General features: G+C 72.7%; 18 protein-coding genes and 3 pseudogenes. 12 read left to right on the top strand and 9 right to left on the bottom strand.

Features of this window, described 5'->3' with window-relative positions:
* From ABFY07_RS38365 to ABFY07_RS38355, 3 genes and pseudogenes are all read left to right on the top strand, one after another.
* Positions 1–506: pseudogene (locus tag ABFY07_RS38365) on the top strand (hypothetical protein); the annotation flags it as partial.
* 298 nt (positions 507–804) lie between these two features.
* Positions 805–1,473: a response regulator gene (locus ABFY07_RS38360; protein ID WP_065960848.1), complete on the top strand. Its 669-nt coding sequence runs from the start codon at positions 805–807 to the stop codon at positions 1,471–1,473.
* Positions 1,470–2,792: a sensor histidine kinase gene (locus ABFY07_RS38355; protein WP_346178906.1), complete on the top strand. Its 1,323-nt coding sequence runs from the start codon at positions 1,470–1,472 to the stop codon at positions 2,790–2,792. The genes ABFY07_RS38360 and ABFY07_RS38355 overlap by 4 nt, the downstream gene beginning before the upstream one ends.
* A 19-nt stretch (positions 2,793–2,811) precedes the next feature.
* Here the strand turns inward: ABFY07_RS38355 and ABFY07_RS38350 are convergent, their stop codons facing one another.
* A complete protein-coding gene (locus tag ABFY07_RS38350; RefSeq protein WP_065960855.1) occupies positions 2,812–3,171 on the bottom strand; it encodes an STAS domain-containing protein in 360 nt (119 codons plus the stop codon).
* 301 nt (positions 3,172–3,472) lie between these two features.
* Between ABFY07_RS38350 and ABFY07_RS38345 the strand changes: the two are divergent.
* Both ABFY07_RS38345 and ABFY07_RS38340 read left to right on the top strand, forming a co-directional pair.
* Positions 3,473–4,094, top strand: a pseudogene (locus ABFY07_RS38345) (sigma-70 family RNA polymerase sigma factor).
* Entirely contained in the window at positions 4,091–5,551 is a 1,461-nt protein-coding gene (locus ABFY07_RS38340; protein ID WP_346178905.1) for a maleylpyruvate isomerase N-terminal domain-containing protein, read from the top strand. Before ABFY07_RS38345 ends, ABFY07_RS38340 begins: the two are co-directional and overlap by 4 nt.
* 31 nt (positions 5,552–5,582) lie before the next feature.
* On the opposite strand, the gene purU is transcribed toward ABFY07_RS38340, so the two are convergent.
* Positions 5,583–6,455 carry a formyltetrahydrofolate deformylase gene (purU, locus tag ABFY07_RS38335; protein WP_346178904.1) on the bottom strand — a complete coding sequence of 291 codons (873 nt, stop codon included), beginning with the start codon at positions 6,453–6,455 and terminating at the stop codon, positions 5,583–5,585.
* 32 nt (positions 6,456–6,487) lie between these two features.
* The gene (locus tag ABFY07_RS38330) at positions 6,488–6,934 is read right to left on the bottom strand and encodes an SCO4402 family protein (RefSeq protein WP_346178903.1); all 447 of its coding nucleotides are present in this window, start codon (positions 6,932–6,934) and stop codon (positions 6,488–6,490) included.
* A gap of 171 nt (positions 6,935–7,105) precedes the next feature.
* On the opposite strand from ABFY07_RS38330, the gene ABFY07_RS38325 reads away from it, so the two are divergent.
* On the top strand, positions 7,106–8,419 hold the full coding sequence (locus ABFY07_RS38325; protein ID WP_346178902.1) for an ABC transporter substrate-binding protein: 1,314 nt from the start codon (positions 7,106–7,108) through the stop codon (positions 8,417–8,419).
* Positions 8,420–8,535: 116 nt separating this feature from the next.
* Here ABFY07_RS38325 and ABFY07_RS38320 read toward each other — a convergent pair whose 3' ends face one another.
* Entirely contained in the window at positions 8,536–10,398 is a 1,863-nt protein-coding gene (locus ABFY07_RS38320) for a hypothetical protein (RefSeq protein WP_346178901.1), read from the bottom strand.
* Between the two features lie 110 nt (positions 10,399–10,508).
* Positions 10,509–11,900 carry an NsdA family TPR-like regulatory protein gene (locus tag ABFY07_RS38315; RefSeq protein WP_065960867.1) on the bottom strand — a complete coding sequence of 464 codons (1,392 nt, stop codon included), beginning with the start codon at positions 11,898–11,900 and terminating at the stop codon, positions 10,509–10,511.
* A 389-nt stretch (positions 11,901–12,289) separates the two neighbouring features.
* Here ABFY07_RS38315 and ABFY07_RS38310 point away from each other — a divergent pair, with 389 nt between their 5' ends.
* From ABFY07_RS38310 to ABFY07_RS38300, 3 genes are all read left to right on the top strand, one after another.
* Complete coding sequence (locus ABFY07_RS38310; RefSeq protein WP_346178900.1) at positions 12,290–12,955, top strand: bifunctional DNA primase/polymerase; 666 nt, start codon at positions 12,290–12,292, stop codon at positions 12,953–12,955.
* Between the two features lie 128 nt (positions 12,956–13,083).
* Positions 13,084–13,902, top strand: a complete 819-nt coding sequence (locus ABFY07_RS38305; protein WP_346178899.1) for an ABC transporter ATP-binding protein — start codon at positions 13,084–13,086, stop codon at positions 13,900–13,902.
* The gene (locus tag ABFY07_RS38300) at positions 13,899–15,503 is read left to right on the top strand and encodes a transporter (RefSeq protein ID WP_346178898.1); all 1,605 of its coding nucleotides are present in this window, start codon (positions 13,899–13,901) and stop codon (positions 15,501–15,503) included. Before ABFY07_RS38305 ends, ABFY07_RS38300 begins: the two co-directional genes overlap by 4 nt.
* A gap of 96 nt (positions 15,504–15,599) precedes the next feature.
* Here the strand turns inward: ABFY07_RS38300 and ABFY07_RS38295 are convergent, their stop codons facing one another.
* Positions 15,600–16,025, bottom strand: a complete 426-nt coding sequence (locus ABFY07_RS38295; protein WP_346178897.1) for an ATP-binding protein — start codon at positions 16,023–16,025, stop codon at positions 15,600–15,602.
* Positions 16,026–16,184: 159 nt separating this feature from the next.
* On the opposite strand from ABFY07_RS38295, the gene ABFY07_RS38290 reads away from it, so the two are divergent.
* A complete protein-coding gene (locus ABFY07_RS38290; protein ID WP_346178896.1) occupies positions 16,185–17,039 on the top strand; it encodes a helix-turn-helix domain-containing protein in 855 nt (284 codons plus the stop codon).
* The gene (locus tag ABFY07_RS38285) at positions 17,036–17,248 is read left to right on the top strand and encodes a DUF397 domain-containing protein (RefSeq protein WP_346178895.1); all 213 of its coding nucleotides are present in this window, start codon (positions 17,036–17,038) and stop codon (positions 17,246–17,248) included. Before ABFY07_RS38290 ends, ABFY07_RS38285 begins: the two co-directional genes overlap by 4 nt.
* Positions 17,249–17,298: 50 nt before the next feature.
* Here the strand turns inward: ABFY07_RS38285 and ABFY07_RS38280 are convergent, their stop codons facing one another.
* Positions 17,299–18,672, bottom strand: a complete 1,374-nt coding sequence (locus ABFY07_RS38280; protein WP_346178894.1) for a phospholipase A2 — start codon at positions 18,670–18,672, stop codon at positions 17,299–17,301.
* Positions 18,673–18,735: 63 nt separating this feature from the next.
* On the opposite strand from ABFY07_RS38280, the gene ABFY07_RS38275 reads away from it, so the two are divergent.
* Positions 18,736–20,286: an RICIN domain-containing protein gene (locus ABFY07_RS38275; protein ID WP_346178893.1), complete on the top strand. Its 1,551-nt coding sequence runs from the start codon at positions 18,736–18,738 to the stop codon at positions 20,284–20,286.
* Positions 20,287–20,301: 15 nt separating this feature from the next.
* Here the strand turns inward: ABFY07_RS38275 and ABFY07_RS38270 are convergent, their stop codons facing one another.
* Together ABFY07_RS38270 and ABFY07_RS38265 are read right to left on the bottom strand one after the other, a co-directional pair.
* Positions 20,302–20,655: an SH3 domain-containing protein gene (locus tag ABFY07_RS38270; protein ID WP_346178892.1), complete on the bottom strand. Its 354-nt coding sequence runs from the start codon at positions 20,653–20,655 to the stop codon at positions 20,302–20,304.
* A gap of 105 nt (positions 20,656–20,760) precedes the next feature.
* A pseudogene (locus ABFY07_RS38265) lies at positions 20,761–21,980 on the bottom strand (RNA-guided endonuclease InsQ/TnpB family protein).
* Between the last annotated feature and the right edge of the window lie 281 nt (positions 21,981–22,261).

Raw genomic sequence — 22,261 nt, 5'->3', positions numbered from 1 at the left:
CGACGGCGGGCGGGCCGACGGCAGGCGGGCCGACGGCGGGCGGGCCGACGGCAGGCGGGCCGACGGCAGGCGGGCCGACGGCAGGCGGGCCGACGGCAGGCGGGCCGACGGCAGGCGGGCCGACGGCAGGCGGGCCGACGGCAGGCGGGCCGACGGCGGGCCGGGGGGTCGCCGAAGGGGGGATCGCCGAGGGTGGGATCGCCGGGCTCACCGCCGAGCACGGCGCGGTCCACGCGGGCGGGGCGCACCGGCTGCTCGGCCTGATCGCGGAGGAGCGCGGCGACGCGCGGACCGCCGAGGGGCACTACCGCGCGGCGCTGGCCCTGCTGGAGCGGACGGGCGCGGCCGGGGACCTGGCCGACCTGTGCCGGCTGCTGGGCGATCTGCTGCGGCGCGGCGGCCGGGTCGAGGCCGCGATGGACGCGTACCGCCGGGGTCTGGGCCACCGCGCGGCCCCCGGCACGACCACCCTGGGGCCCGCCCCGGCGGAGCCGCCGGGGGTGTGAGACCGGCCGGAGCCGGGCGAGCCGGCCGCAGCAGACGGCAGAAGGCGGCAGCAGGCGGCGAAAAGAAGAGGGCCGCCGCGTGTGGGGGCCGCGGCGGCCTGGGCCGCGGGTGACGCGGCGTGGGACCACTGTGCCCCGGGGCGGGCGGCCGGGAAATCAGCCTCTGGTCTCCCGGTCACCCCCGCCGACCGGCGGGGGTGTTCCCCCCAACGGGCGGAGGTCGCTACTCCACTTTGATCCGCCGATACGGCAGGCTGTCCGGGGAAATGAGCATGACAGCCGACGAGGGGAGCGGCCGGTGATCCGGGTGGCGGTGGTGGACGACGAGGCACTCGTACGGTCGGGGCTGCGGCTGATCCTGGGCACGGCCCCGGACATCGAGGTGGTCGCGGAGTGCTCCGGCGCCGAGGCGGTGGAGTCGGTGCGCGGGAGCGCGGCCGACGTGGTCCTCCTGGACATCCGGATGCCCGACGTGGACGGGCTGACCGTGCTCAGACGGCTGCTGGAGGCGGAGCGCCCGCCCACCGTCGCCATGCTGACCACCTTCGACGCGCAGGAGTACGTCACGGCCGCGCTGCGCGCGGGCGCGGCGGGCTTTCTGCTCAAGGACACCGATCCGGAGCAGCTGGTGGGCGCCGTACGGACGCTCGCGCAGGGCGGCAGCGTCCTGGACCCGGGCGTCACCCGGGCCGTGATCGGCGGCTATCTGGCGGCCGAGGCGGAGGCCACGGCCTCGGCGGCCGTCGAGGCGCTCACCCCGCGCGAGCGGGAGGTGCTGGCGCTGCTCGGGGAGGGGCTGGCCAATCCGCAGATCGCGGAGCGGATGGGGCTGGCGCCCAGCACCGTCAAGGACCATGTGCGGGCGCTGCTCGGGAAGTTGGGCGGGGTCAACCGGGTGCAGGCGGCGATCGTGGCCGACCGCGCGGGGCTGCTGGCGGGCGGCCCCCGGGCGGGTGGGCCGCGATGAGTGTCCGGGCGCCGCGCTGGGCATCGCTGGTCGTCCCCGTGGCGCTCGCGGTGGCCGACGCGCTGCTGGTCAACGGCGTGACACCGGGCCTGGAGCTGAACGTGTCGCTGGTGGCCGCGGCCGCGCTGCTGCTGCGCCGGCGGCTGCCGCTGACCGTGTTCCTGGTCACGCTGCCGGGGATCCTCATCGGCTACGTCTGGTTCTCGCCGATGATCGCCCTCTACACCGTGGCCGTGCGCCGCCCCGACCGCCGGCTGCTGGCGTTCTCGGCCCTGCTGCTGGCGATCGCGCACTTCGTGCCGTGGCCGGTCTCGGACTTCGAGCCGACCGCGTACCGGGAGAACACCCTGACCCTGATCGACGCGAGCGTAACCTCCGTCGGCCCCATCGCGCTCGGCCTGCTGGTGCGCACCCGCGGCGAACTGGCCGCGCGGGTCGAGGAGCTGACGCGCAGCCGCCGCCACGCCGACGAGCTGCTGGCCCAGCAGGTGCTCAGCACCGAACGGGCCCGTCTCGCCCGGGAGATGCACGACGTCGTCGCCCACCAGGTCAGCCTCATCAGCCTCCAGGCCGGGGCGGTGCTGATCAGCGCGGAGGACGGCGGGGCCCGCGAGGGCGCCCGTACGATCCGCGAGCTGTCGGTGCGCACGCTGGACGAACTGCGCCACATGGTGGGCGTGCTGCGCGCGGCGGGCGGGGACCTGGAGGAACTCACCCCGCAGCCCTGCCTGGCCGATCTGCCGCGCCTGATCGAACTGAGCGCGCTGGACGTCGACTACGAGGCCGACTACGGCGAGGGGGTGCTGGAGGGCCTGGGGCAGTCGGAGGCCGTCGAGCGGGCGGTGTTCCGCATCGTGCAGGAAGCGCTGACCAATGTACGCAAGCACGCGCCGGGGGCGCGGGTGCGGGTCCGGGTCAGCGAGGCCGGCGCGGCGGGCGCGGGAAGCCCGGGAGACGCGGGAAGCCCGGCAGACGCGGGAAGCCCGGCAGACGCGGGAAGCCCGGCAGACGCGGGAAGCCCGGCAGACGCGGGAAGCCCGGCAGACGCGGGAAGCCCGGCAGACGCGGGAAGCCCGGCAGACGCGGGAAGCGCGGGAGAGGGCGTACGGGAGTTGCGCGTGGAGGTGCGCAACGGGGCGCCCGACGCCACGGCGGCAGCGCCCGAGCTGCCGGGCGGCGGCCACGGCCTGATCGGCCTGCGCGAGCGCGCCCAACTCCTCGGCGGCACCCTGGAGGCCCGCCCCCTCCCCGACGGCGGCTTCCTCGTCCGCGCGACCCTCCCCGGAGCCACACCCGCGCCCCGGACCGCCGAAGCGTAGGCGCAAGCGCCGGTTCCGGCTAGGCGGTCAGCGGGTCCGCGGCGCTGTCGGTGGCGGCGGCCAGGTCGGGGTAGACCTCGAAGAGGCGGCGGACGCCGAGGGCGGCCAGTACCCGGTGGACGTGGGAGCCGGGCGCGGCGCCCTGTGGGGGGAGGATCAGCCGGAGGCGTCCGGAGCAGGACCGCATGAGGCGGCGGGCCGCGATGAGCACGCCGACGCCGCTGGAGTCGCAGAAGCGGACCTCTTGCAGGTCGAGCACCAGCCGGTGGCGGCCCTCGGCGACCGCGTCGTGCACGTGCTGCCGGACCGCGGGGGAGGTCACCAGGTCCATCTCTCCCGAGACCTGGAGAACGACCCACTCCCCCCGTCGGTCCTCCATCACTTTCAACGTCACGCGCCCGAAGCCCTTCGCTCGCCCGCAAACCGGAATCGATTGTTCCCGGGCGGCTGCCCGCCCGGCGCCCCACCAAACACCCCCCGGCGGAAGCCGGAGATGACGACCTTATGCCGTGCGGAAGCGTTTCGTCGCGGGATTCCTGCGCAAAGTGACCGGCCCAATACCATCCGCAGCCCGGCCGCGCCGCACTTTGCCGCATGGGGGCGTGTGCTGCCGGCCCCCCGCACTACATTCGATAGGACGGTGACACCCGAACAACTCGAGCACGAGGGATGGGGGCCACATGGCGAACGACGCACCGCCCCGCTGGGACCGCAGGATGCAGCAACGCCTGGCGCGCGGAGAGGCCGCCGCGCTGGGCGAGTTGTACGACCGGTTCGCCTCCCTCGTCCACAATCTCGCCCATCGGGTCCTGGAGGACGAGGAGGCCGCCGACCGCGTCACCCGTGAGGTGTTCGGCTACGCCTGGGAGAACCCGGACGCGTACGACCCCCAGCAGGGCTCGCTGCGCTCGTGGATCGCCACGCTGGCCCACCGCCAGGCGGTGCACCGGCTGCGGGAGGCCGAGGCGCGCCGCGGCCGACCCGGCCGGGGACGGCACCGCCGGGGAAGGCGCCGTAGCGGCGCGGGGCGGGCGTACGGCGGAGGACATCGAGGAGCGGATCCGCGAGGCCTCCGTGGCCGCCCGCGCCGACTACATCGTCACGTCCATGCCCGCCCCGCTGCGCGCCGCGCTCGAACTGGCCTACTTCGACCGCCGCGACTACCGGCAGACCGCGGCCGAACTCGGCGTGACGGAGGACGAGGCCAGGCGCCGGCTGCGGCTGGGGCTGCAACTGCTGTCCACGGCCCGCGCGCCGCTCCCCGAGGCCGGTCCGCCTCCCGGGTACGGGCGGGCCCTGTGAGCAGACCCGACGACGGCACCGGCGGCACCGAGCCCGCCGAGGCGCCGCGCATACCCCCGCCGCGGCCGGCCGCCGAGGACAGCGGCCGCTGGCCCGCCCACTGGCACCCCACTCCCCCGGCGGACGGGGTGCCCCCGCCGCGCGGGCCCCAGGAGCCACACGGACCCCAGGAACCGCGCGGACCCCAGGAACCGCGCGAACCCCAGGAACCGCGCGAACCCCAGGAACCACAGGAGCCACACGGACCCCAGGAGCCACAGGAGCAGCAGGAGCCCGCTGCCGAAAGCCGTGGCCGGCTACCCGCCCCGCCTGTCCCGCCTGTCCCGCCTGTCCCGCCACCCGCGCCCCAGCTCTCCCACGCGGTGCTGAAGTCGCTGCTGGGCGCCTGGGCCCTGGCGGCCTGCCCGCCCGAGGAGACCGCCGCCGTGGAGGCGCACCTCAACCACTGCAATCCCTGCGCCGACGAGGCCCTGCGACTGCGTGAGGCGGTCGGCCTGCTCCACACCGAGCAGAGCCTCGACCTCGACCCGCTGCTGCGCTCCCGGGTGCTCGCGGGCTGCCTGGGCCGCCGCCCGGCCCGGATCCCGGTGCCCGACTGGGCGGGGGTGTACGACGCGGAGGCCGCCCGGCTGGACGCGCTGCTGCGCGACATGGGCGAGGCGGAGTGGCGGGCGCCGGTGCGGCTGCGGTGGTTCGACGGACGGCGGCAGGTGGGGCGGGACACCACCGTCGCCGGGGTGATCGGCCACCTGATGGTGGTCGACGGCATCCTCGCCGCCTCGCTCGGGCTGCCCGACCCGCTGGGCGCCGACGCCCCGGGCGACCCGGAGGCCCGTACCGAGGCCTACTGGCACGACGGCCCCGAGCTGAGCCCCGAGGCCGCGGCGGAGCCGGAGGCGGTGCGCGAGCCGTGGCGGGAGCAGGGCCACGCGCTGGTGCGCACGGTGTCCTTCGCCGGGCGCGGCGCCCGGATGCTCCCCGTGCCGTACGGGGGCTTCTCCCTGCCGCTGCGCGACTCGTTCGTCGACCGCGCGTTCGAGTGCTGGGTGCACGCCGGGGACATCGCGGAGGCGATCGACTACCCGTACGAGCCACCCGCCTCGGCCCATCTCAGACGGATGGTCGACCTGTACGCCCGGCTGCTGCCCGACGCGCTCGCGCAGCGCCGCCGGGCCGGGCTCGCGGGGCCGCCCCGGCGGCTGGGCACGGCGGGCGCGCCGGGCCGCACGCTCCATCTGGAGGTCGAGGGCAGCGGCCACTGGTACATCCCGCTGGACTCCCCCGCCGCGCTGCCCTCCGAGGCGGAGACGGTGGCCAGGATCGCCCTCGACCGCGAGGCCTTCTACCAGCTCGCGGCCGGTCATGTGCCGCCAGAGGAGGCGGCCGCGGGACAGATCGGCGACCCGGAGGCGATCCGCGACGTCCTCTTCGCGACGGCGTCCCTGTCGCGCCTGTGAGCGGCCGGGGGCGCCCCCGTCAGAGGGTTCCTCAGGCGAAGACGACCGTGCGGTGGCCGTTGAGGAGCACCCGCCGCTCGCTGTGCCACTTCACCGCCCGCGCCAGCGCCTGGCACTCCACGTCGCGCCCGACCGCGACCAGCTGCTCGGGGGTGAGCGCATGGCCGACCCGCTCGACCTCCTGCTCGATGATCGGCCCCTCGTCCAGGTCGGCCGTCACGTAGTGGGCCGTGGCACCGATCAGCTTCACGCCCCGGGCGTGCGCCTGGTGGTACGGCTTGGCGCCCTTGAAGCTCGGGAGGAAGGAGTGGTGGATGTTGATGATCCGCCCCGCCAGCCGCTTGCACAGGTCGTCCGAGAGCACCTGCATGTAGCGGGCCAGGACCACCAGCTCGACCTTCTCCTCCTCCACCAGCTCCAGCAGCTCCGCCTCCGCCTGGGCCTTGGTGTCCTTCGTCACCGGGATGTGCCGGAACGGCACCCCGTACGAGCCCACCAGCTCCTCGAAGTCGGTGTGGTTGGAGACCACCGCCGCGATCTCCACGGGCAGCGCCCCGATCCGCGAGCGGAAGAGCAGGTCGTTCAGGCAGTGGCCGAACTTGCTGACCATCAGCACGACCCGCATCTTCTCGCCGGCCGGGTGGATCTGCCAGTCCATGTGGAAGGACTCGCCCACCGCCGCGAAGCTCGCCCGCAGGTCCTCCACCCGCACCGGTGAGACCGCGCGGAAGTGCACCCGCATGAAGAAGAGCCCCGTGTCCCGGTCCCCGAACTGCTGGCTGTCCTCGATGTTGCAGCCGGTCATGAAGAGGTAACTGGACACGGCGTGCACGATGCCCTGCTTGTCGGGGCAGGACAGGGTGAGGACGTACTGGTCGGGGGCGGCGGAATGCGACTGGCTCATGACTCCATAGCGTCGCACACCCGGGAGGATCCCTAGACCGAGCGCGTCATGATCGCCAGCACTTCGAGGGTGTGCGGGGGCACGTCCGGGTCCTCGCCGTCGTTGGTCGCGAGCCGCACATGCGCCTCGCGCGCCGCCCGGACGGCCTCCGGCCAGGCGTGGTGCGCCAGATAGGCCGAGACCGGGGCGTCCGCGCCCACCTGGTGCATGATCCGCAGCACCCTCAGGACCGCGACATCGACGAGCGCCGCCTCCTGCGAGTCGCGGAAGATCGTGCCGACGTACTTCTCGGCCGACCAGTTGTCCAGCCAGGTGTCCTCCACCAGCCGGTACACGGCGTCGGTGACGTCCCCGTATCCGTCCCGGCCCGCCAGCCAGCACTCCTGCTGGAAGACGGGGTCGGAAAGCATGTGCAGCGCCGAGCGCACATTGCTGCGCCAGCGCCACCACGGCATGTCATTGACAGGCATGGCGCCCATGGTGGTCGAGCGACGGGCGCGACGGGAAGACTTCTCCGAACCTTGCACAGGAATCGATCGTACGTTCCTCACGGACGGACACGCATCGCCCCCCGTAATTCACCCTCCCGTCACTTTCCTGTCAATTGCGATAGTCGCCCCGTTACATACGGAACACCACGCTCGCATGTCATGACCGGATGGCGACGTTTCTCCCCTCGGCTCTCCCCGCGGCCGTGGCTGACGGCGATGCTCTGCGCGGCCGTCGGGGCGGGGGCGCTGACCGGCTGCGGCACCCTGGGCGGGGCGGGTTCCGAGCCTCCGATCACCGTCATGACCTGGGCGCCCGAGGACACCAAGGCGACCAACATGCCCGGCATGCCCGCCATGGCGCAGGCGTACGCCCGCTGGGTCAACGCCTCCGGCGGCATCCACGGCCGCAAGCTGAAGGTCATCACCTGCAACGAGCGCAACGACCCCTCCGAGGCCGCGCGCTGCGCCCGACGGGCGGCCTCCGAGAAGGTCGTCGCGGTCGTCGGCTCGTACAGCCAGTACGGCCGCTACTTCATCTCCGCCCTGGAGGGCGCGGGCATCCCGTACATCGGCGGATACGGGCTGACCCAGGAGGAGTTCGACAGCCCCTACTCCTACCCGGTCAACGGCGGCCAGGCCGCCCTGCTGGCCGGCAACGGCCGGCAGCTCGCCTCCGTCTGCCACCGCGTCGCCCTCGTCCGCCCCGACACCATCGCGGGCGACGCGTTCCCCGACCTCCTCGACGCGGGCCTGGCGGCCGGCGGGCGTCAGGCGGCCGAGGACGTCCGCGCCCCCGAGGACGCCGGGGACTACACCCGGCAGGCCGGCGCCGCCCTGAACGGCGTGGGCGCCGAGACCTCCCTCGGCGGCGCCGCGCAGGGCGCCGAGCTGTCCGGCTCCTGCGTGACCGCGGCGCTGGGGCAGCGCACCAGCACCTTCTTCGACTCCTTCCGGCGGCTCCAGGAGGACCACCCGAAGGTACGGATCGCCTCCGTGCTCGGCAGCGTCCGCCAGTCCCTCGTGGACAGCACCGGCGGCCGCGAGAGCCCGCTGGAGGGCGCGTACGCCACCGGCTGGTACCCGGCCGCGGACGATCCGCGCTGGGCGCCCATGAAGAAGGTCATCAAGCGGTACGCCTTCGACGACGACAACATCGACGCGGAGGACCCCGGCACCCAGACCACCTGGATCGCCTACACCGTGCTGCGCTCGGTCCTGAACGCCCTCCCCGCCGACGACATCAGCGCCCGCACCGTCCGGCGCGCCCTGGACAACGGCCACGCGGCCGACACGGGCGGCCTGACGCCGACCCTGCGCTGGGGCTTCAAGGACTCGCTGTCCGTCCACGGCTATCCGCGCCTCGTCAACGCGGACGTGACCTACCAGGTGGTGCGGGACGGGCGGCTGGTCGCGGTCCGCAAGGGGTCCGTCAACGTCGCGAAGACCCTCCAGCGGTACGCCCCGGCGGGCTAGCGGCCGAAGCCCGGGTTCGCGGCGAGTTTTGCGGTGAGTTTTGCGGTGAGTATGGGACAGCGACACGCCGTCGCGTCGGCGTGTCGCTGTCCCATACTCACCGCGAAGTCACCCGGCTACAGGTCCGTCGCCTGGTGCGAGGTCAGGCCGTACTTCGTGGCGATCGGGTTCCACAGCTCGGCCGCCCTCTTCTTGGCCGTGGTCGCCTCGCCGCTCGCCCGCTCCGCCGCGCCCACCCGGGGCGTCGTGCGGGCCTTGCCCTTGTGGCAGCCCTTCTTGCCGCCGACCTGGTCGGCCCACGCCGCGTACTGGTTGTCGGCCGTGGCGGAGGACCGCCACGCCTTGGTCAGGGAGGAGGTCAGCTCGGCGTGGTTGGGCAGCTTGTCGACGGAGATCTTGCCCAGCCGGGTGACCAGGTCGGTGCGCTGGCCGGCGGCGGTGCGCAGGTTGGTGGCGGCGGTGGACAGGTTCTTGCAGGACCTGATGTCCCCCACGGCCTTGATCACCGCCGCGCGGCTGTTGTTGCTGTCCGCGAGCAGCGCGTCGAGCGCCTTGGCCTGCGCCTCGACGGGGTCGGCCGCCTTGGTCGGCTCGTCGTCGGTCTTGGTGTCCGGCGTCTCGCTCTCCGAGGCCTTCGTGTCCTTCTTGTCGTCGTCGCCCCCGGCGCTGAGCGCCGCGCCGGCGGCGAGGCCGGCGAGGGCGCAGCCCGCGACGACGATGCCGATGAGGGCCGCGGGCGACATCTTCCGGCCGCCGCGCTTGCCCCGGCCGCCGCCGTCGGCGGGGGCGGGCGGCTGCGGGCCCTGGTCGCTGAACTGCGGCAGTTGCTGCGTCGAGTCCGCCGGTTCGGCGGGCCCGCCGTCGGCGCGGAACAGGCCGTCGAACTCCGACGGCGGCGGACGGTCCCCCGGCATGCCGGGGCGGATCGCGTACGGCGCGGAGCCGGGCTGCGCCGGGCCGCCCGGCTGGGCGGCGTGGGGGCCCTGCGGCTGCGGCGGCTGCCCGGCGGCCGGGATCGGCCCGGGCAGGACCTGCGTCTCCTCAGCGGCGCCGGGGGCGGGCTGACCGGGGGCGGGCTGGGGGGCCGCCTGCGGGGCACCATGGCGGGCGCGGCCGGGGCGGACGGCCCGCAGCATCGTGGTGGACTCGTTGTCCGATTCGGGGCGCGACTGGGGCTGCGGCTGGGAGTGTGACTGCTGGGAGTGCGACTGAGGCTGCGCCTGGGACTGCGCGGGCTGGTTCTCCGGCGGCAGCGGGGTGCCGGCAGGAGCCGCGTGGGCCGGCGGGGCGGTGTGGGCCGCGCCCTCGGGCGGCAGCGGCATCGCGCCGGGCATCTGCCCGGAAACGGGCGGTATGTACTGCGTCGGCTCGGAGTCGGCCGCGGGCGGCCCGGCGTAGCCGGACTGCGGCGGCAGCACCTGGGTCTGATCGGCGGGCCCGGAGGGCGCGCCGGGTCCGGCGGCGCCGGCGAAGGGCTGCGCCTGTCTCTCCGGAGGCTGCGGCTGCCCGTGCGGCGGCGGCTGCATGTGCGGCGGCTGGGCCTGCGCTTGCGGCTGGCCGTGCGCGGGCCAGCCCTGCTGGACGTACGGCTGCTGCCCCTGGGCGGGCGGCGGCGCGCCCTGCGGCCCGCCGTACGACGCGCCGGGGGGTTGCGGCGCGCCGGGGGGCGGGCCCTGCGGCGGCTGCTGCGGCCAGCCCTGCCGGGAGCCCGGCTGGGCGTGGGGCGCGCCTTCCGGCGGCAGCGGCTGGGCCAGCGGCGCGCCGGGCTGCCCGGCACCCTGCGGCCCGCCTTGCGGAGCACCCTGCGGGCCCCACGGCTGCCCCCATGCCTGGCCGCCGGCCGGGGCCGCCTGGTGCTGGTCCTGGGCCCGCTGATCGCCCTGAGCGGGCAGCACGACACCCTCGCGCACGGGCTGCGAAGGCTGCGCGGGCGGGACCGCAGGCAGCTGCGGCTCGTTCCCCTGTCCGCTCTGCGTCACCGGGACTCCTTGGCTATGCGAACTTACGGAATCAACGGCTCACGCTACCGGGTCCCCGGACGCGGCGGTGCCCGGTGGACCCGCGGGACGGAGAGACGCTGGTCACCGCGTCAGGCCGCCTGCACCTCCAGCCGCGCCCCGAATTCCCGCACCACCGGCTCGTCCCGATACGGCTCCAGCCGCTGCTGGAAGTCGTCCAGATACTCCACCCCCCGGTTGGAGCGCAGGGATCCGAGCAGCTCGACCGCCTGGGTGCCGGTATGGCAGGCCTGTTCCACCTCGCGCTGCTGCACCAGCGACGTGGCCAGCAGCAACAGCCCGATCGCCCGCCGCCGCACCCGGCCCTCCGGGTGGCCCGCCAGGGCCTCCTCCGCGCGGCGCCTGGCGGGCTCGGCCTGGCCGAGGTCGCGGTGGCAGTGGGCCAACTCGTCGGCCAGGTAGGCGTGGTCGAAGTGGCGGATCCACACCGGCTCGTCGCCGGACTCCCCGCCGCTGCCCACCGCCCGCTCCATCGCGTCCAGCGCGCGGCCCGCCGCGACCTGGCAGGCGCGCCCGTCGCCCAGCAGGGCGTGGCCGCGGGCCTCGGCGGCCAGGAACAGCGACTCGGCGCGCGGCGGCACCTGCCCGCGCGCGCCTTCCTGCGCGGCCTTCGCCAACTGGGCGATCTCCCGGGGGTTTCCGAGCTGGGCCGCGAGGTGGCTCATGCTCGCGGCCAGCACATACCCGCCGTAACCCCGGTCCCCGGCGGCCTGGGCCAGCCGCAGCGCCTGGATGTAGTAGCGCTGGGCGAGCCCGGACTGGCCCGTGTCGACCGCCATGTAGCCGGCCAGCTCGGTCAGCCTGGCGACCGCGGCGAACAACTCGCGCCCCACCGACTCCCGGTAGGAGCCGGCCAGCAGCCCGGAGACCACGCTGTTCAGATAGTGGACGACGACGGGGCGCACATGCCCGCTCCCGTACCGGTGGTCCAGCTCGATGAGCGCGTCGGTGGTCGCCCGCACCGCCGCCACGTCGGACCTGCCGACCTTCGCCCCGGCCGTCCGCGCGACCTGCGTGTCCGTGCCGGTGATCAGCCAGTCGCGGCTGGGCTCCACCAGCGCCGAGGCGGCGACCGTCGAACCGCTCAGGAAGTCGCGGCGCCCGACGTCGCTCCGCCACAGCTCGCAGACCTGCTCTATCGCGCCGAGGACGGTGGGCGAGAACTGCAGCCCCACCCCCGAGGCGAGGTTCTTGCCGTTGGCCATGCCGATCTCGTCGATCGTGACCGTACGGCCGAGCTTGCGGCCGAGCGCCTCGGCGATGATGCCCGGGGCCCGGCCCCTCGGCTGCTGGCCGCGCAGCCAGCGGGCGACCGAGGTCTTGTCGTAGCGCAGATCGAGACCGTGCTCGGCGCCGCACATGTTGACCCTGCGCGCCAAGCCGGCGTTGGAGCACCCGGCTTCCTGAATAAGCGCCTGCAGCCTCTCGTTCGGCTGCCGCGCCACAAGCGGCCTAGCGGCCATGGTTAACCCCCAGTGACTGCTGTGCGTTTACGGCGGATGCCGTCCCTGTTGATCACTGCCCCGCGAATAGCATGGATACGCCAGACATGCGGAGAATGAAGGACTTGCCCGAATTGACCGCGATCGTACGCGTACGGCGCCGACAGGAGTCCAGGGCCGTGCCCTGGAGCACGGCACGGCCCACCGGACACTCGTACGCCCGTCACGCATGGTGGCTACCCGCTCACACAGCCGCGTCCCCGTGCGCGCCCCCGACCGTGCTCCCATGCGCCCCGCATGCCGATATTTTTAAGGCCCGTATTTTTTACGGCCCGGTGCGCCTCCGGGCCGCCCCTCGGGGGGCGTAACCCCGGAACAGCGCGGAAGTTGTGCTGGTCGTGGACGAGACCATGGACGTGACAGACGACGTGACAGACGTGACAGGAGCACCACAGATCCCCCAGCAGCGCGGGGAGGGACTGCAGGACGCGGCGGTGCGCTACGCGGAGGAGCGGCACTGGGACGTGCTGCCCGGCGCCTGGCTCGAACCCGTGGCCGGCGTCGACCAGTGCAGCTGCGGCGCGGCGGACTGCCCCGCGCCCGGCGCCCATCCGACCGGCGCCGACTGGGCGGACCAGGCGACCGGCAGCCCCGTCGTGGCGCGCCGCATGTGGAGCAGCGCGCCGCGCGCCTCGATCCTGCTGCCGACCGGGCGTACCTTCGACGCGCTCGACGTGCCGGAGACAGCGGGCTGTCTGGCGCTGGCGCGCATGGAGCGCCTGGGGGTCGAGCTGGGCCCGGTCACCTCCACCCCGGGGCGCAGGATGCTCTTCTTCGTCCTGCCCGGCGCCGCCGCCAAGATCCCGCACCTGGTGCGGAACCAGGGCTGGTCGCCCGCCTCGATCGACCTCGTGGCGCACGGCGAGGGCGACTACGTGGTCGCGCCGCCCACCCGCGTGGGGCGGCACGGCGCGGTCCAGTGGGCGCGCCGGCCGACCGCCGCCAACCGCTGGCTCCCGGACGCCGAGGAACTGGTCAGCGTCCTCGCCTACGCCTGCGGCCGCGACGGGCGCTGAGGCGCACTGAAGGTCGCCGAGGCGCGCCGCGGGCGCCCGGGTCCGCGCGGCGCGCGCCGGCCGCGCACGTATCGTGGTTGCCCGACGGGGGCGTTGACCGGCCCCCGCATGCGCGAAAGGCGGGACCGGTGGAGAAGGAGCCAGGGGAGCACGAGACGTCGGCCGGACGCGCGGGCGCGCCGCCCGCCGTGCTCATACGGGGGCTGTGGAAGCGGTACGGGGAGCAGGTGGCGGTCGCCGGGATCGATCTCGAGCTGCCCGCCGGGCGGTTCATCGGACTGGTCGGACCCAACGGGGCGGGCAAGACGACCACCCTGTCGATGGTGACCGGGCTGCTGCGCCCCGACTCCGGCACGGTCGAGGTCGGCGGGCACGACGTATGGGGGGACCCGGTCGCAGTGAAGGCGCGGATCGGGGTGCTGCCCGAGGGGCTGCGGCTGTTCGAGCGACTGTCCGGCCGCGAACTCCTCGACTACACCGGGCGGCTGCGCGGCCTGGCCGCCGACGAGGTCGACAAGCGCGCCACGCAGCTGCTGGACGTGCTCGACCTCGCGGGGTCCCAGCACAAGCTGGTCGTCGACTACTCGACCGGCATGCGGAAGAAGATCGGCCTGGCCGCCGCGCTGCTCCACAACCCGGAAGTCCTCTTCCTGGACGAGCCCTTCGAGGGCGTGGACCCGGTCTCCGCGCAGACCATCCGCGGCGTGCTGGAGCGCTACACCCGCTCCGGCGCCACCGTCGTCTTCTCCAGCCACGTCATGGAGCTGGTGGAGTCGCTGTGCGACTGGGTCGCGGTGCTCGCCGCCGGGCGGATCCGGGCCCAGGGCCCGCTGGCGGAGGTGCGGGGCGCGGCGCCCTCGCTGCAGGACGCCTTCCTGGAGCTGGTCGGCGCGAACGACCGCGCGGCCGGCCACGACCTCGACTGGCTGGGCGGCGGCGCCCGATGACCGCCACCGGCTCCCTGACCACCCTGTTCGTCCGGCTCAAGCTGTCCCTGCTGCGCAACGGGCTGCGGCAGTCGGCGAAGCGGCGCGCCGCGTACATCGGCTCCGTCGTCTTCACCCTCCTCATCGCGGCGCTCCAACTGCTCGGCCTGATCGCGCTGCGCGGCCACGACCATGCCGCCGCGCTGGTCACCCTCCTCGCCGCGGTCTTCGCCCTCGGCTGGGCCGTGATGCCGCTGTTCTTCCCCAGCGGCGACGAGACCCTCGACCCCACCCGGCTGGTGATGCTCCCGCTGCGGCCCCGGCCGCTGGTCCTCGCCCTGCTGGTGTCCTCCCTGATCGGCATCGGCCCGCTGTTCACCCTCACCCTCGCGGTGGGCTCGGTGATCGCCGTGGCGCACGGCGCGGCGGCCGCGGTCGCGGGCGTGCTGGCCGTGGTCCTGACGATGCTGCTGTGCGCGGCGCTGGCGCGCGCCGTCGCCACCGCCAACACGCGGCTGCTCAGCAGCCGCCGGGGCCGCGATCTGGCGCTGCTCAGCGGCCTGTTCGTGGCGGTGGGCGCGCAGCTGCTCAACGTCGGGGTGGGGCAGCTGTCCGGCAAGAACGGGCTGGCATCCCTGGAGCCGGTGGCCGACGTGCTGCGCTGGGTGCCGCCGGCGGCGGCCTTCGACGCCGTCCAGGGCGTCAGCGACGGCTCGTACGGGCCCGCGGCCGCCCAGTTCGCCCTGTCGGCTGCCGCGCTGGCCCTGCTGCTGTGGTGGTGGCAGCGCGGTCTCACCCACCTGATGACCTCGCCTGACTCCTCGACGATCCAGGCCGCCGAGCCCCGCCGCGAGCGCCCCGCGGGCGCCCGCCCGGCCCTCCACCGCCTGCTGCCCGACGACCGCACCGGCACCGTCGTGGTGCGCACGCTGCGCTACGCGTGGCGGGATCCGAAGACCAAGTCGGCGTGGGTGACCTCGCTGGCCGTGGGCCTGCTGGTGCCCTTCGTCACCACCGTCCAGGGCGGCGGGAGCGTCTACACCGCCTGCTGGGCCGCGGGGCTGCTGGGCATGCAGATGTACAACCAGTTCGGGCAGGACTCCTCGGCGTTCTGGATGGTCGCGCAGACCATCTCCTCCCCGCGCGACGCCTACCTGGAGCTGCGCGGCCGCGCGCTGGCCCTCGCGCTGGTCGGCGTCCCGTACGTCACGCTGGCGGTCCTCGGCGCGGCCGCGCTCATGGACGAGTGGACGGCGGCCCCCGAAGCGCTCGGCCTCGCCCTGGCGCTGTTCGGCGCGCTCGTGGCGACCGGCGCCATGACCTCGGTCCTGTACCCGTACTCCATCCCGCAGGACAGCGGCTACAAGAACGTGGTCCCGGCCCAGGCGGGGCTCGCGTGGGCGGGCATCTTCGGCGGCATGCTCACCGGCGCGGCGCTGTGCGCGCCGCTGATCGGCGCGACGATCTGGATGCACACGGCGGGCGCGGACGACCGGCTGTGGCTGCTCCTCCCCCTGGGCGCGGCCTACGGCGCGGCGCTCGCCCTGGCCGGCCTCCGCCTGGCCGCCCCCCGGGTGGCGGCCCGCCTGCCGGAGATCCTGGCGGCGGTCACGAAGGGCTGACGCGCGGGCTGTCGGTCGCCCCGCGTACCGGTTGCCCCGCTTATCGGGTCGTCCCACCTATCCCTTGTCGGTCGACCCGCCTCTCGGTCACCCCGCTTACGCCCCGCCTGTCGCGAGCGAGAACCAGACGCCCTTGCCCGGCGCCCCGCCGATCCCCAGCGGGGCGCCGGGCGTCGTCCCCCACTTGTCCGCCAGCGCCTCGACGATCCGCAGCCCCCGGCCGCCTTCGGCGTCGAGGCTGGGCGGACGGAGGAGGGGTTCGGTCAGGTTGCCGTCGTAGACGGTGACGCAGACCTCGGCGGGCTCGACGGCGAGCCAGAGGACGGAGCCGTTGCCCGGGGCGTGGGCGTAGGCGTTGGCGGCGAGTTCGGCGGTGCACAGTGCCGCGGTGTCGACCGCGTCGTTGAGCTGTAAGCGGCGGAGTACGGAGGTGACGAAGTCGCGGGCGATGCAGGGGGAGGTTTCGAGGGGCGGGCAGTAGAGCGTGTACGAGTGGGGCCGGTGCGGCCTGGAGTTGCCCATGCGGTTGCTTCTCTCGTGCGCGATGCGTGAGAGGTACATCACAGACGGTAGAGGTCATGCATGTACCGGCGCAACTATGTCCGCGAAAGTCATCACACCGGGTGTGGACCGTGGCAGGGTGGAGCGGCACACTCATGAGCGAAGCGGGAGAAGGGCTCGATGCCGCCGAGGAGTAACCCCACAGCGCGCCAGGTGCGGCTGGGAGTTGAGCTACGCAAGATGCGTGAGGCGGTGGGCATGCCCGCCCGTGAAGCGGGCGCCCTACTCGGAGGCGGACAACCTCAGATCAGCCACATCGAGACGGGCCGCTACGGGATCAGCGAGGAGCGCCTGCGCCGCCTCGCGGCCTTCTACAAGTGCGCCGATACCGCGCTCGTCGACGCACTGGCGGCCATGACGTACGAACAGCGCGGCCAAGGATGGTGGGAGAACTACCGGGGCACCCTCCCCGCACCGTTCCTGGACCTCGCGGAATTAGAGCACTACGCCACCTACTTGTGCTCCATCGACATCACGCATATCCCCGGGATCCTGCAGACCGAGGACTACGCACACACCGTCTTCTCCCAGACGATTCCACCGCTCCCGCAGGCCGATCTGGACGCCCGGGTTGCCCATCGCATGGAGCGGAGGAAGATCTTCGAGCGCGAGGCGCCTACGACGCACAAGGCCATCATTCACGAAGCCGCACTGAGAATGCGATTCGGCGGCCGGAAGATCACGCGCGCTCAGCTCAAATACCTCCAAGAGCAGTGCGAGCGGCCGAGCATCACCGTGCGCGTAGTCCCCTTCGCATCAGAAGGATACGTAGGCGCCAGCCGAGCGATGCTCTACGCCGGAGGGCCCGTACCCAAGCTCGATACCGTGCAGGTCGAAACCGCACTCGGCGCCACTTTCTTGGACGCGCAATCGCACCTTGAGAGCTATCGCACTGTCTTCACCGCAGTCGAAGCCGCAGCGCTCAGCGAAACCGACTCCCGAGATCTCATTCACACCATCGCGCAGGAAGTATGAAGGGCAGATCCGTGACCGCACCCATCGCATGGCAGAAGTCGTCCTTCTCCGAGACACATGGTGCATGCGTGGAGCTGGCCGCCGTCGGCGGCGCGATACGGCTCCGTGAGAGCGACGACCCCGACACCGTCATAACCACCGCCCCCCACCCGCTCCGCACCCTCATACGCGGCATAAAGGCAGGCGAGTTCGACCACCTCGGCGCATAGCCGAAGCCCGGTCGGCGGGGCGCCGGCCGGGCGACGGGTGGTTCAGCGGATCACCGGGTTTCGAGCAGGCCTGCCGCGAGGACGCTTTGGTAGTAGAGGCCGGCCGCCCGGCGGCACAGCGCGCGCTCGACGGCGGTGTGGTCGACGGGCCAGTCCCGGCTCTCGCAGATGGTGTTCAGGTCCTGGTGGAAGACACGGTCGATGCGGTCCTTGTCGGAGTCTCCGTTCACGCTGTTGTGGAAGGACTCCTTGCCCAGCAGGGCCTTGGAGTTGCGGTACCCGAAGTCGTGCCGGTAGCAGGCGAATGTGAAGTCGAAGCCGCCGATGGAGTCGGGGGCAGGCGCGTTGCACCCGTTTGTGGACCAGTCGAACTCGTAGGGGTCGGGCGTGCCGCTCTGGTGTTCGTAGAGGGCCGCGTACCAGGCGCGGCGGGCGTCCTCTCCCTCCTGCGTCAGGCTCTTGAGTCGGGCGAGCTTGTCGTCCGAGACCGCGGGGGCGGTCGGCGCGTGGAGGTCGGTCCACTGGTCGTCCGCCCCGGTGCCGCTGTACATCTGGACGGACCGGTGGTCGGAGGCGAGGCGGTAGAGGCGGTCGCCGCTGGTGGTGAAGGCGGCGGCGGGCCCGCCGACGCGGTTCCACTCCTCGGGCCGGCCGTTGTACTTGTAGAGGTCACCGGTGTCGGGGTTGGTGGCGTACAGGGTGTTGCTGCTGAAGATCTCGCCGGCGGGGCCGCCGACCTTGTTCCACTGGTTGTCCTCGGTGTTGTACTCGAAGACGCCGGATCGGTCGGGGTCCAGTTTGTAGACGTTGTTGTCGGTGACGGCGAAGGCGGCGCCTGAGCTGCCGATGCCGGCCCACTGGCCGTCCGCGTACTTGTTGAGTTCGCCGGTGGCCGGGTCGGTCGCGTACAGGGCGGCGGCGGGGCCGGTGTAGAGGTCCTTGGCGGGGCCGCCGACCTTGGTCCACGTGTCGCCCTGGCCGGTGTACTCCCACACACCGGTGCCGTCGGGGCCGATGCCGTACAGGTGCTCGCTGGTGGCGGCGAAGGCGGTGCCGGCGCCGCCGATGCGGGACCACTGGCCGGGCTCGCCGTTGTACTTGTTGAGGTCGCCTGTGGCCGGGTCGGTGGCGTAGACGGCGTCGGCGCTCGCGTAGAGGTCCTTCGCGGGGCCGCCCACCTTTTGCCAGTTGACCGTGTCGGAGGACCACTCGTAGACCGCGGAGTTGTCTTCGGCCAGGGCATAGACGCTGTCCTCGGCCGAGACGATCTGGCCCATGGCGACGGGCTCGCCCGACACGGGCTGCTGCGGGTCGGCATACGCGGGGATGCCGATGACGAGAGAGGCCGCGCCGAGCAGGAACAGAACCTTCTTGGCAGTGGACAGCCGCCGTGCTGTGGAGTGCGTCAGTCCGCGTATACGCATGGGTAGAGTCCTTTCAGCGTTGATGTGATGCCGGGCACCGGTCCGTTCACGGGGATCCGGTGCATGACATCGACGCTGCGGGCCGGACTGTTTTCCATCAAGATCGTTCACCTTCGGTGCAGGTCGGCGGCGGACATCGGGGGATTGTCCGCGGACAAAGGGGGGTTCATGGGCAGGACTGGCCGGCCATTTGAGGGGCTGAGGGGCGAGTCGGAGCACATCAACGAGTTAGCGGGAATGCTGTGCCGGCTGACGGAAGGCCTGACGCTGCGCGAGCTCGCCGAGCGCTATCCGCAAGGCGGCGGAAAGACGTTGTGGGGGCAGTACCGCTCCGGCGAGCGGGCGGTGCCCGCCCACATCCTGCATGAGGTCATCAACCGCCAGGTACGCGACGCCCGCACCCGGCAGCAGCGGCACGAAGAGGCCAAACGCCTCTACGAACTGGTTGGCCGGAAGCAGCCGCGGCAGGCCCCGGTATCGAAGCCACAGCAGGCCGTGGAGAAGGCCGTACAGGCGCGGCGGCAGGCCGAGACGGACCTGGCGGAAGCGGAAGAGCGCATCCGGAGCCTGGTCGAGGTCATCCACCGGCTTGAGCGCGGAAAGACGCAGGACCCGACAGCGGACGGGGATGCCGGGGAGGAACTCCGCCAGGCCAGAGAGAGCCTGACGATCGCCGAAGAGGCCAAGTCCGACGCGTTACAGGCCCGGAATGCCGCCCTGGAGGACCAGGAGAAGCACCTCCACTCGAACGCAGGACCGCGCGCTCCCCAACAGGCGTCGTGCGGGGCGGACGGCCCACCGGCCGGAGGCGGCTCCCCGGCGACCGGCAGGACCGGCGACCGCCGGGACCGCTTCCGGCGCTGGCGCACCCCCGCCCAGTGGGGCGCGCTCGCGGCGCTGCTGGGCGGCATGTGGTTCGTCACCGACAGCCAGAACACCGCGACGTCAGGCGCGGCACCCACCACGTCCGCCACGCCGACGATCACGACGCCCCACAGCCCGACGCCAGGGCCCTCGGCGCGGTCCTCCGATCCGTTCACGCGCCCGTCCGGCGGCACAAGGCGGCCCGCACCCACGGCGACCCCGTCGAAGCCGCAGACACCGTCGGCACCGTCGGCCACCCCATCGCCCGGCAAGAAGCCGCGCGCCCGCGCTGACGCACCGCCGCTGCCGAAGGGCCTGTTCCGCCTGACCAATGTCGACAGCCACTTGTGCCTGTCCGTGCCCCCGGAGAACACCACCCCATCGGCAGGCCTCATCCAGACCGGCTGTGGCGCGAGCACCGAGCAGTTCTGGAAACTTACCGCGGAAGACGCCGGATCAGCCGGGACCACGTACTCGATCCGCAATCAGCACAGCGGTCTGTGCCTTTCGGTCGATGCGGCACGCAAGGAGAACGACGCCATCATCACGCAGTATCTGTGCGGTGACGACGAGCAAGATCTGTTCCCGGATCAGCTCTGGAGCTTCCGCTACGACACTTCCCGCCATGCATGGAAGCTGATCAGCCGTAACAGCGGCAAGTGCGTAGCCCTGCCCACTGCGAGCGGGGACGAGGAACAAGTGCTGCAAGAAGAGTGCGGCGGCGACAGCTGGACACTCTGGCGCACCTGAGAGTTCGGGCCGCCGCTAGTCGAGGTACTTGCTGTAGACCCAGCCCTTCGTACCGGCCGGGATTCCCGAACGGCTCCGCTTCAGGAGCTTGCCGTACGACCAGCTCCTTTTGAAGTCCTTGAGGCCACCAGTCCGGCAGTAGTAGCGGAAGGAATCCCCCCGGTACAGCGTCCCGATCACGTGGTAACGCTTTCCGGGTCCGGTCCGGAACGTCGCGCCGCTGGTGCGCACCTTGAAATTGACGTCAGGTGAATTGAACCGGCACGCCGACGACCCCACTGCGGACGCCATCGGCGCCAGGGCCATCGATCCACCCAGCAGCAGTGAAGCCGTCAACGCGATTGCCGAAGCCCTGTACTTGACCTGCACGCGAGCCCACCCCCGTGATCAGGAACGCTTCCGTTATCGCACGAAAGAGACTAGCACCGGACATTCTTGAATCCTCTCCTCCCTGAAGGGGAGGAGATTCCTGGCTCAGGCTGCCTGCAGGAGCAGCGCTCCCGCGGGTCTTACGCCCTCGGCACCAGCCGGGTCGAGACCTGCCCGGACCAGCATCACGCGGGCGGAGTTCTTGTCCTGGGGGAGACGGCTCCGCATGCGGCGCAGGTGTAGGTGCGCTCGGACAGCGGGAGTGCGTGCTTGGTTCTCGCTTCGCACCGCGCGCAGTCCATCGTGGTGTACGCGGGATGCACGAGGCGGATGTCCCGCCCGTGCTTGCGGCCCATCTCGAGCAGGGCCTTCTTCGTCGCGCCGATCGCCGCGTCCGCCGCCTTCCGCGCCATGCTGGTCCTGGCCAGGAACTTCGGCCGGAAGTCCTCCACCGCGATGGCGTCATGGTCGCGCACGGCCTTCTTTGCCCACTTGCGGCCGGTGTCCTGCCGCTGCCGGGCGATCTTCGCACAGGTCTTCGCCCGCCACTTCCTCGCCCGGCGGTAGCCCCTCGAGGCGGCCTGCCCCTTCTTCGGTCTGCGGCGGGCCATCATCCGGTCATACCGGCTCAGCCTCACCTGGGCCTTGCGGCCGTACTGCGCATGCGGGAGATCATGCGCGCCCGAGGTGGTGGTCGCTATCTGCTTCACGCCCCAGTCCACGCCCAGCACCCGCCCGGTCCTAGGCAGCGGCTCCACCTGGGCGGGGACCACGAACGAGCAGTACCAGTGCCCGGCACTGTCCTGGTACACGCGCACCGAGGAGGGGTCGGCGGGCAGGTCCCGCGACCACACCACCGACAGCACGATCCCGCCCGCCAGATGCAGGCGGCCGTCCTTCAGCCGGAACCCGCGCCGGGTGTAGTTCAGCGTCGGAGCGGCCCCACGCTTCCTCTTCCACCCCGGCATACCGGCCCGCCGCCGCTGAGACACCCGCTCCCGGATGTCCTTCTGAGCCTTGGCCCGCGACCTGCCGAAGTCCCGGATCACCTGCTGCTGCACCACACTGGAGCCCTCACGCAACCACGGCGTACACTCCCGCGCCCGCGTCAGCATCCTGTCCAGCTGCGCCGGGCCACAGGTCCGCTTCTCACCCGTGACCTTGTTGCGCAGGTGGATGGCCCTGGACTTGGCCACGCACTCGTTCCACACCCACCGGCACCGAGCCCATTCCGCCAGCAGCGTCGTACGGGCGGTCGAGGACACGCGAAGCCGGTACGTGTACCGGGCATACCCAGCCCCCTCGGCTCCACCTGGCGTCGTCATGCCGCCAACGTGACGTCACCGTCCATGTACCCGCTGCGTGGCCCGGCAGCACTACTCGAACGGGTGACCGTCCACGCCGCCACGGACCGCCGGTCCCCCAAGCAACTCCGGGAGAACCACCGGCCTTCTTGGCAGTCGCCCTCACCGCTCCCCGGGCTGACGCCGGATCGCCCGGCGCGGAATCCCGGTGACGTGCCGAACCGGAAACCTGTCACAGCAACTCCCCCGGTCCTGCGCAAGGTTGACGGCCCGACCGGAACCGATCCGGCACGCGGACGCGT

The sequence above is a fragment of the Streptomyces sparsogenes subsp. cuspidosporus genome (assembly GCF_039532705.1).
In the GTDB taxonomy this organism is placed as follows: domain Bacteria; phylum Actinomycetota; class Actinomycetes; order Streptomycetales; family Streptomycetaceae; genus Streptomyces; species Streptomyces sparsogenes.
This window is presented reverse-complemented; position numbering and strand designations above follow the sequence as displayed.

Excerpts from the sequence above, each read along its gene's own strand:
- ABFY07_RS38310 (WP_346178900.1), top strand. The coding sequence starts at position 12,290 with ATGGACGTGACAGACGACGTGACAGACGTGACAGGAGCACCACAGATC.
- ABFY07_RS38300 (WP_346178898.1), top strand. The coding sequence starts at position 13,899 with ATGACCGCCACCGGCTCCCTGACCACCCTGTTCGTCCGGCTCAAGCTG.
- ABFY07_RS38280 (WP_346178894.1), bottom strand. The coding sequence starts at position 18,672 with ATGCGTATACGCGGACTGACGCACTCCACAGCACGGCGGCTGTCCACT.
- purU (WP_346178904.1), bottom strand. The coding sequence starts at position 6,455 with ATGAGCCAGTCGCATTCCGCCGCCCCCGACCAGTACGTCCTCACCCTG.
- ABFY07_RS38350 (WP_065960855.1), bottom strand. The coding sequence starts at position 3,171 with ATGGAGGACCGACGGGGGGAGTGGGTCGTTCTCCAGGTCTCGGGAGAG.
- ABFY07_RS38355 (WP_346178906.1), top strand. The coding sequence starts at position 1,470 with ATGAGTGTCCGGGCGCCGCGCTGGGCATCGCTGGTCGTCCCCGTGGCG.
- ABFY07_RS38295 (WP_346178897.1), bottom strand. The coding sequence starts at position 16,025 with ATGGGCAACTCCAGGCCGCACCGGCCCCACTCGTACACGCTCTACTGC.
- ABFY07_RS38285 (WP_346178895.1), top strand. The coding sequence starts at position 17,036 with ATGAAGGGCAGATCCGTGACCGCACCCATCGCATGGCAGAAGTCGTCC.
- ABFY07_RS38315 (WP_065960867.1), bottom strand. The coding sequence starts at position 11,900 with ATGGCCGCTAGGCCGCTTGTGGCGCGGCAGCCGAACGAGAGGCTGCAG.
- ABFY07_RS38330 (WP_346178903.1), bottom strand. The coding sequence starts at position 6,934 with ATGGGCGCCATGCCTGTCAATGACATGCCGTGGTGGCGCTGGCGCAGC.
- ABFY07_RS38290 (WP_346178896.1), top strand. The coding sequence starts at position 16,185 with ATGCCGCCGAGGAGTAACCCCACAGCGCGCCAGGTGCGGCTGGGAGTT.
- ABFY07_RS38275 (WP_346178893.1), top strand. The coding sequence starts at position 18,736 with ATGACATCGACGCTGCGGGCCGGACTGTTTTCCATCAAGATCGTTCAC.
- ABFY07_RS38325 (WP_346178902.1), top strand. The coding sequence starts at position 7,106 with ATGACCGGATGGCGACGTTTCTCCCCTCGGCTCTCCCCGCGGCCGTGG.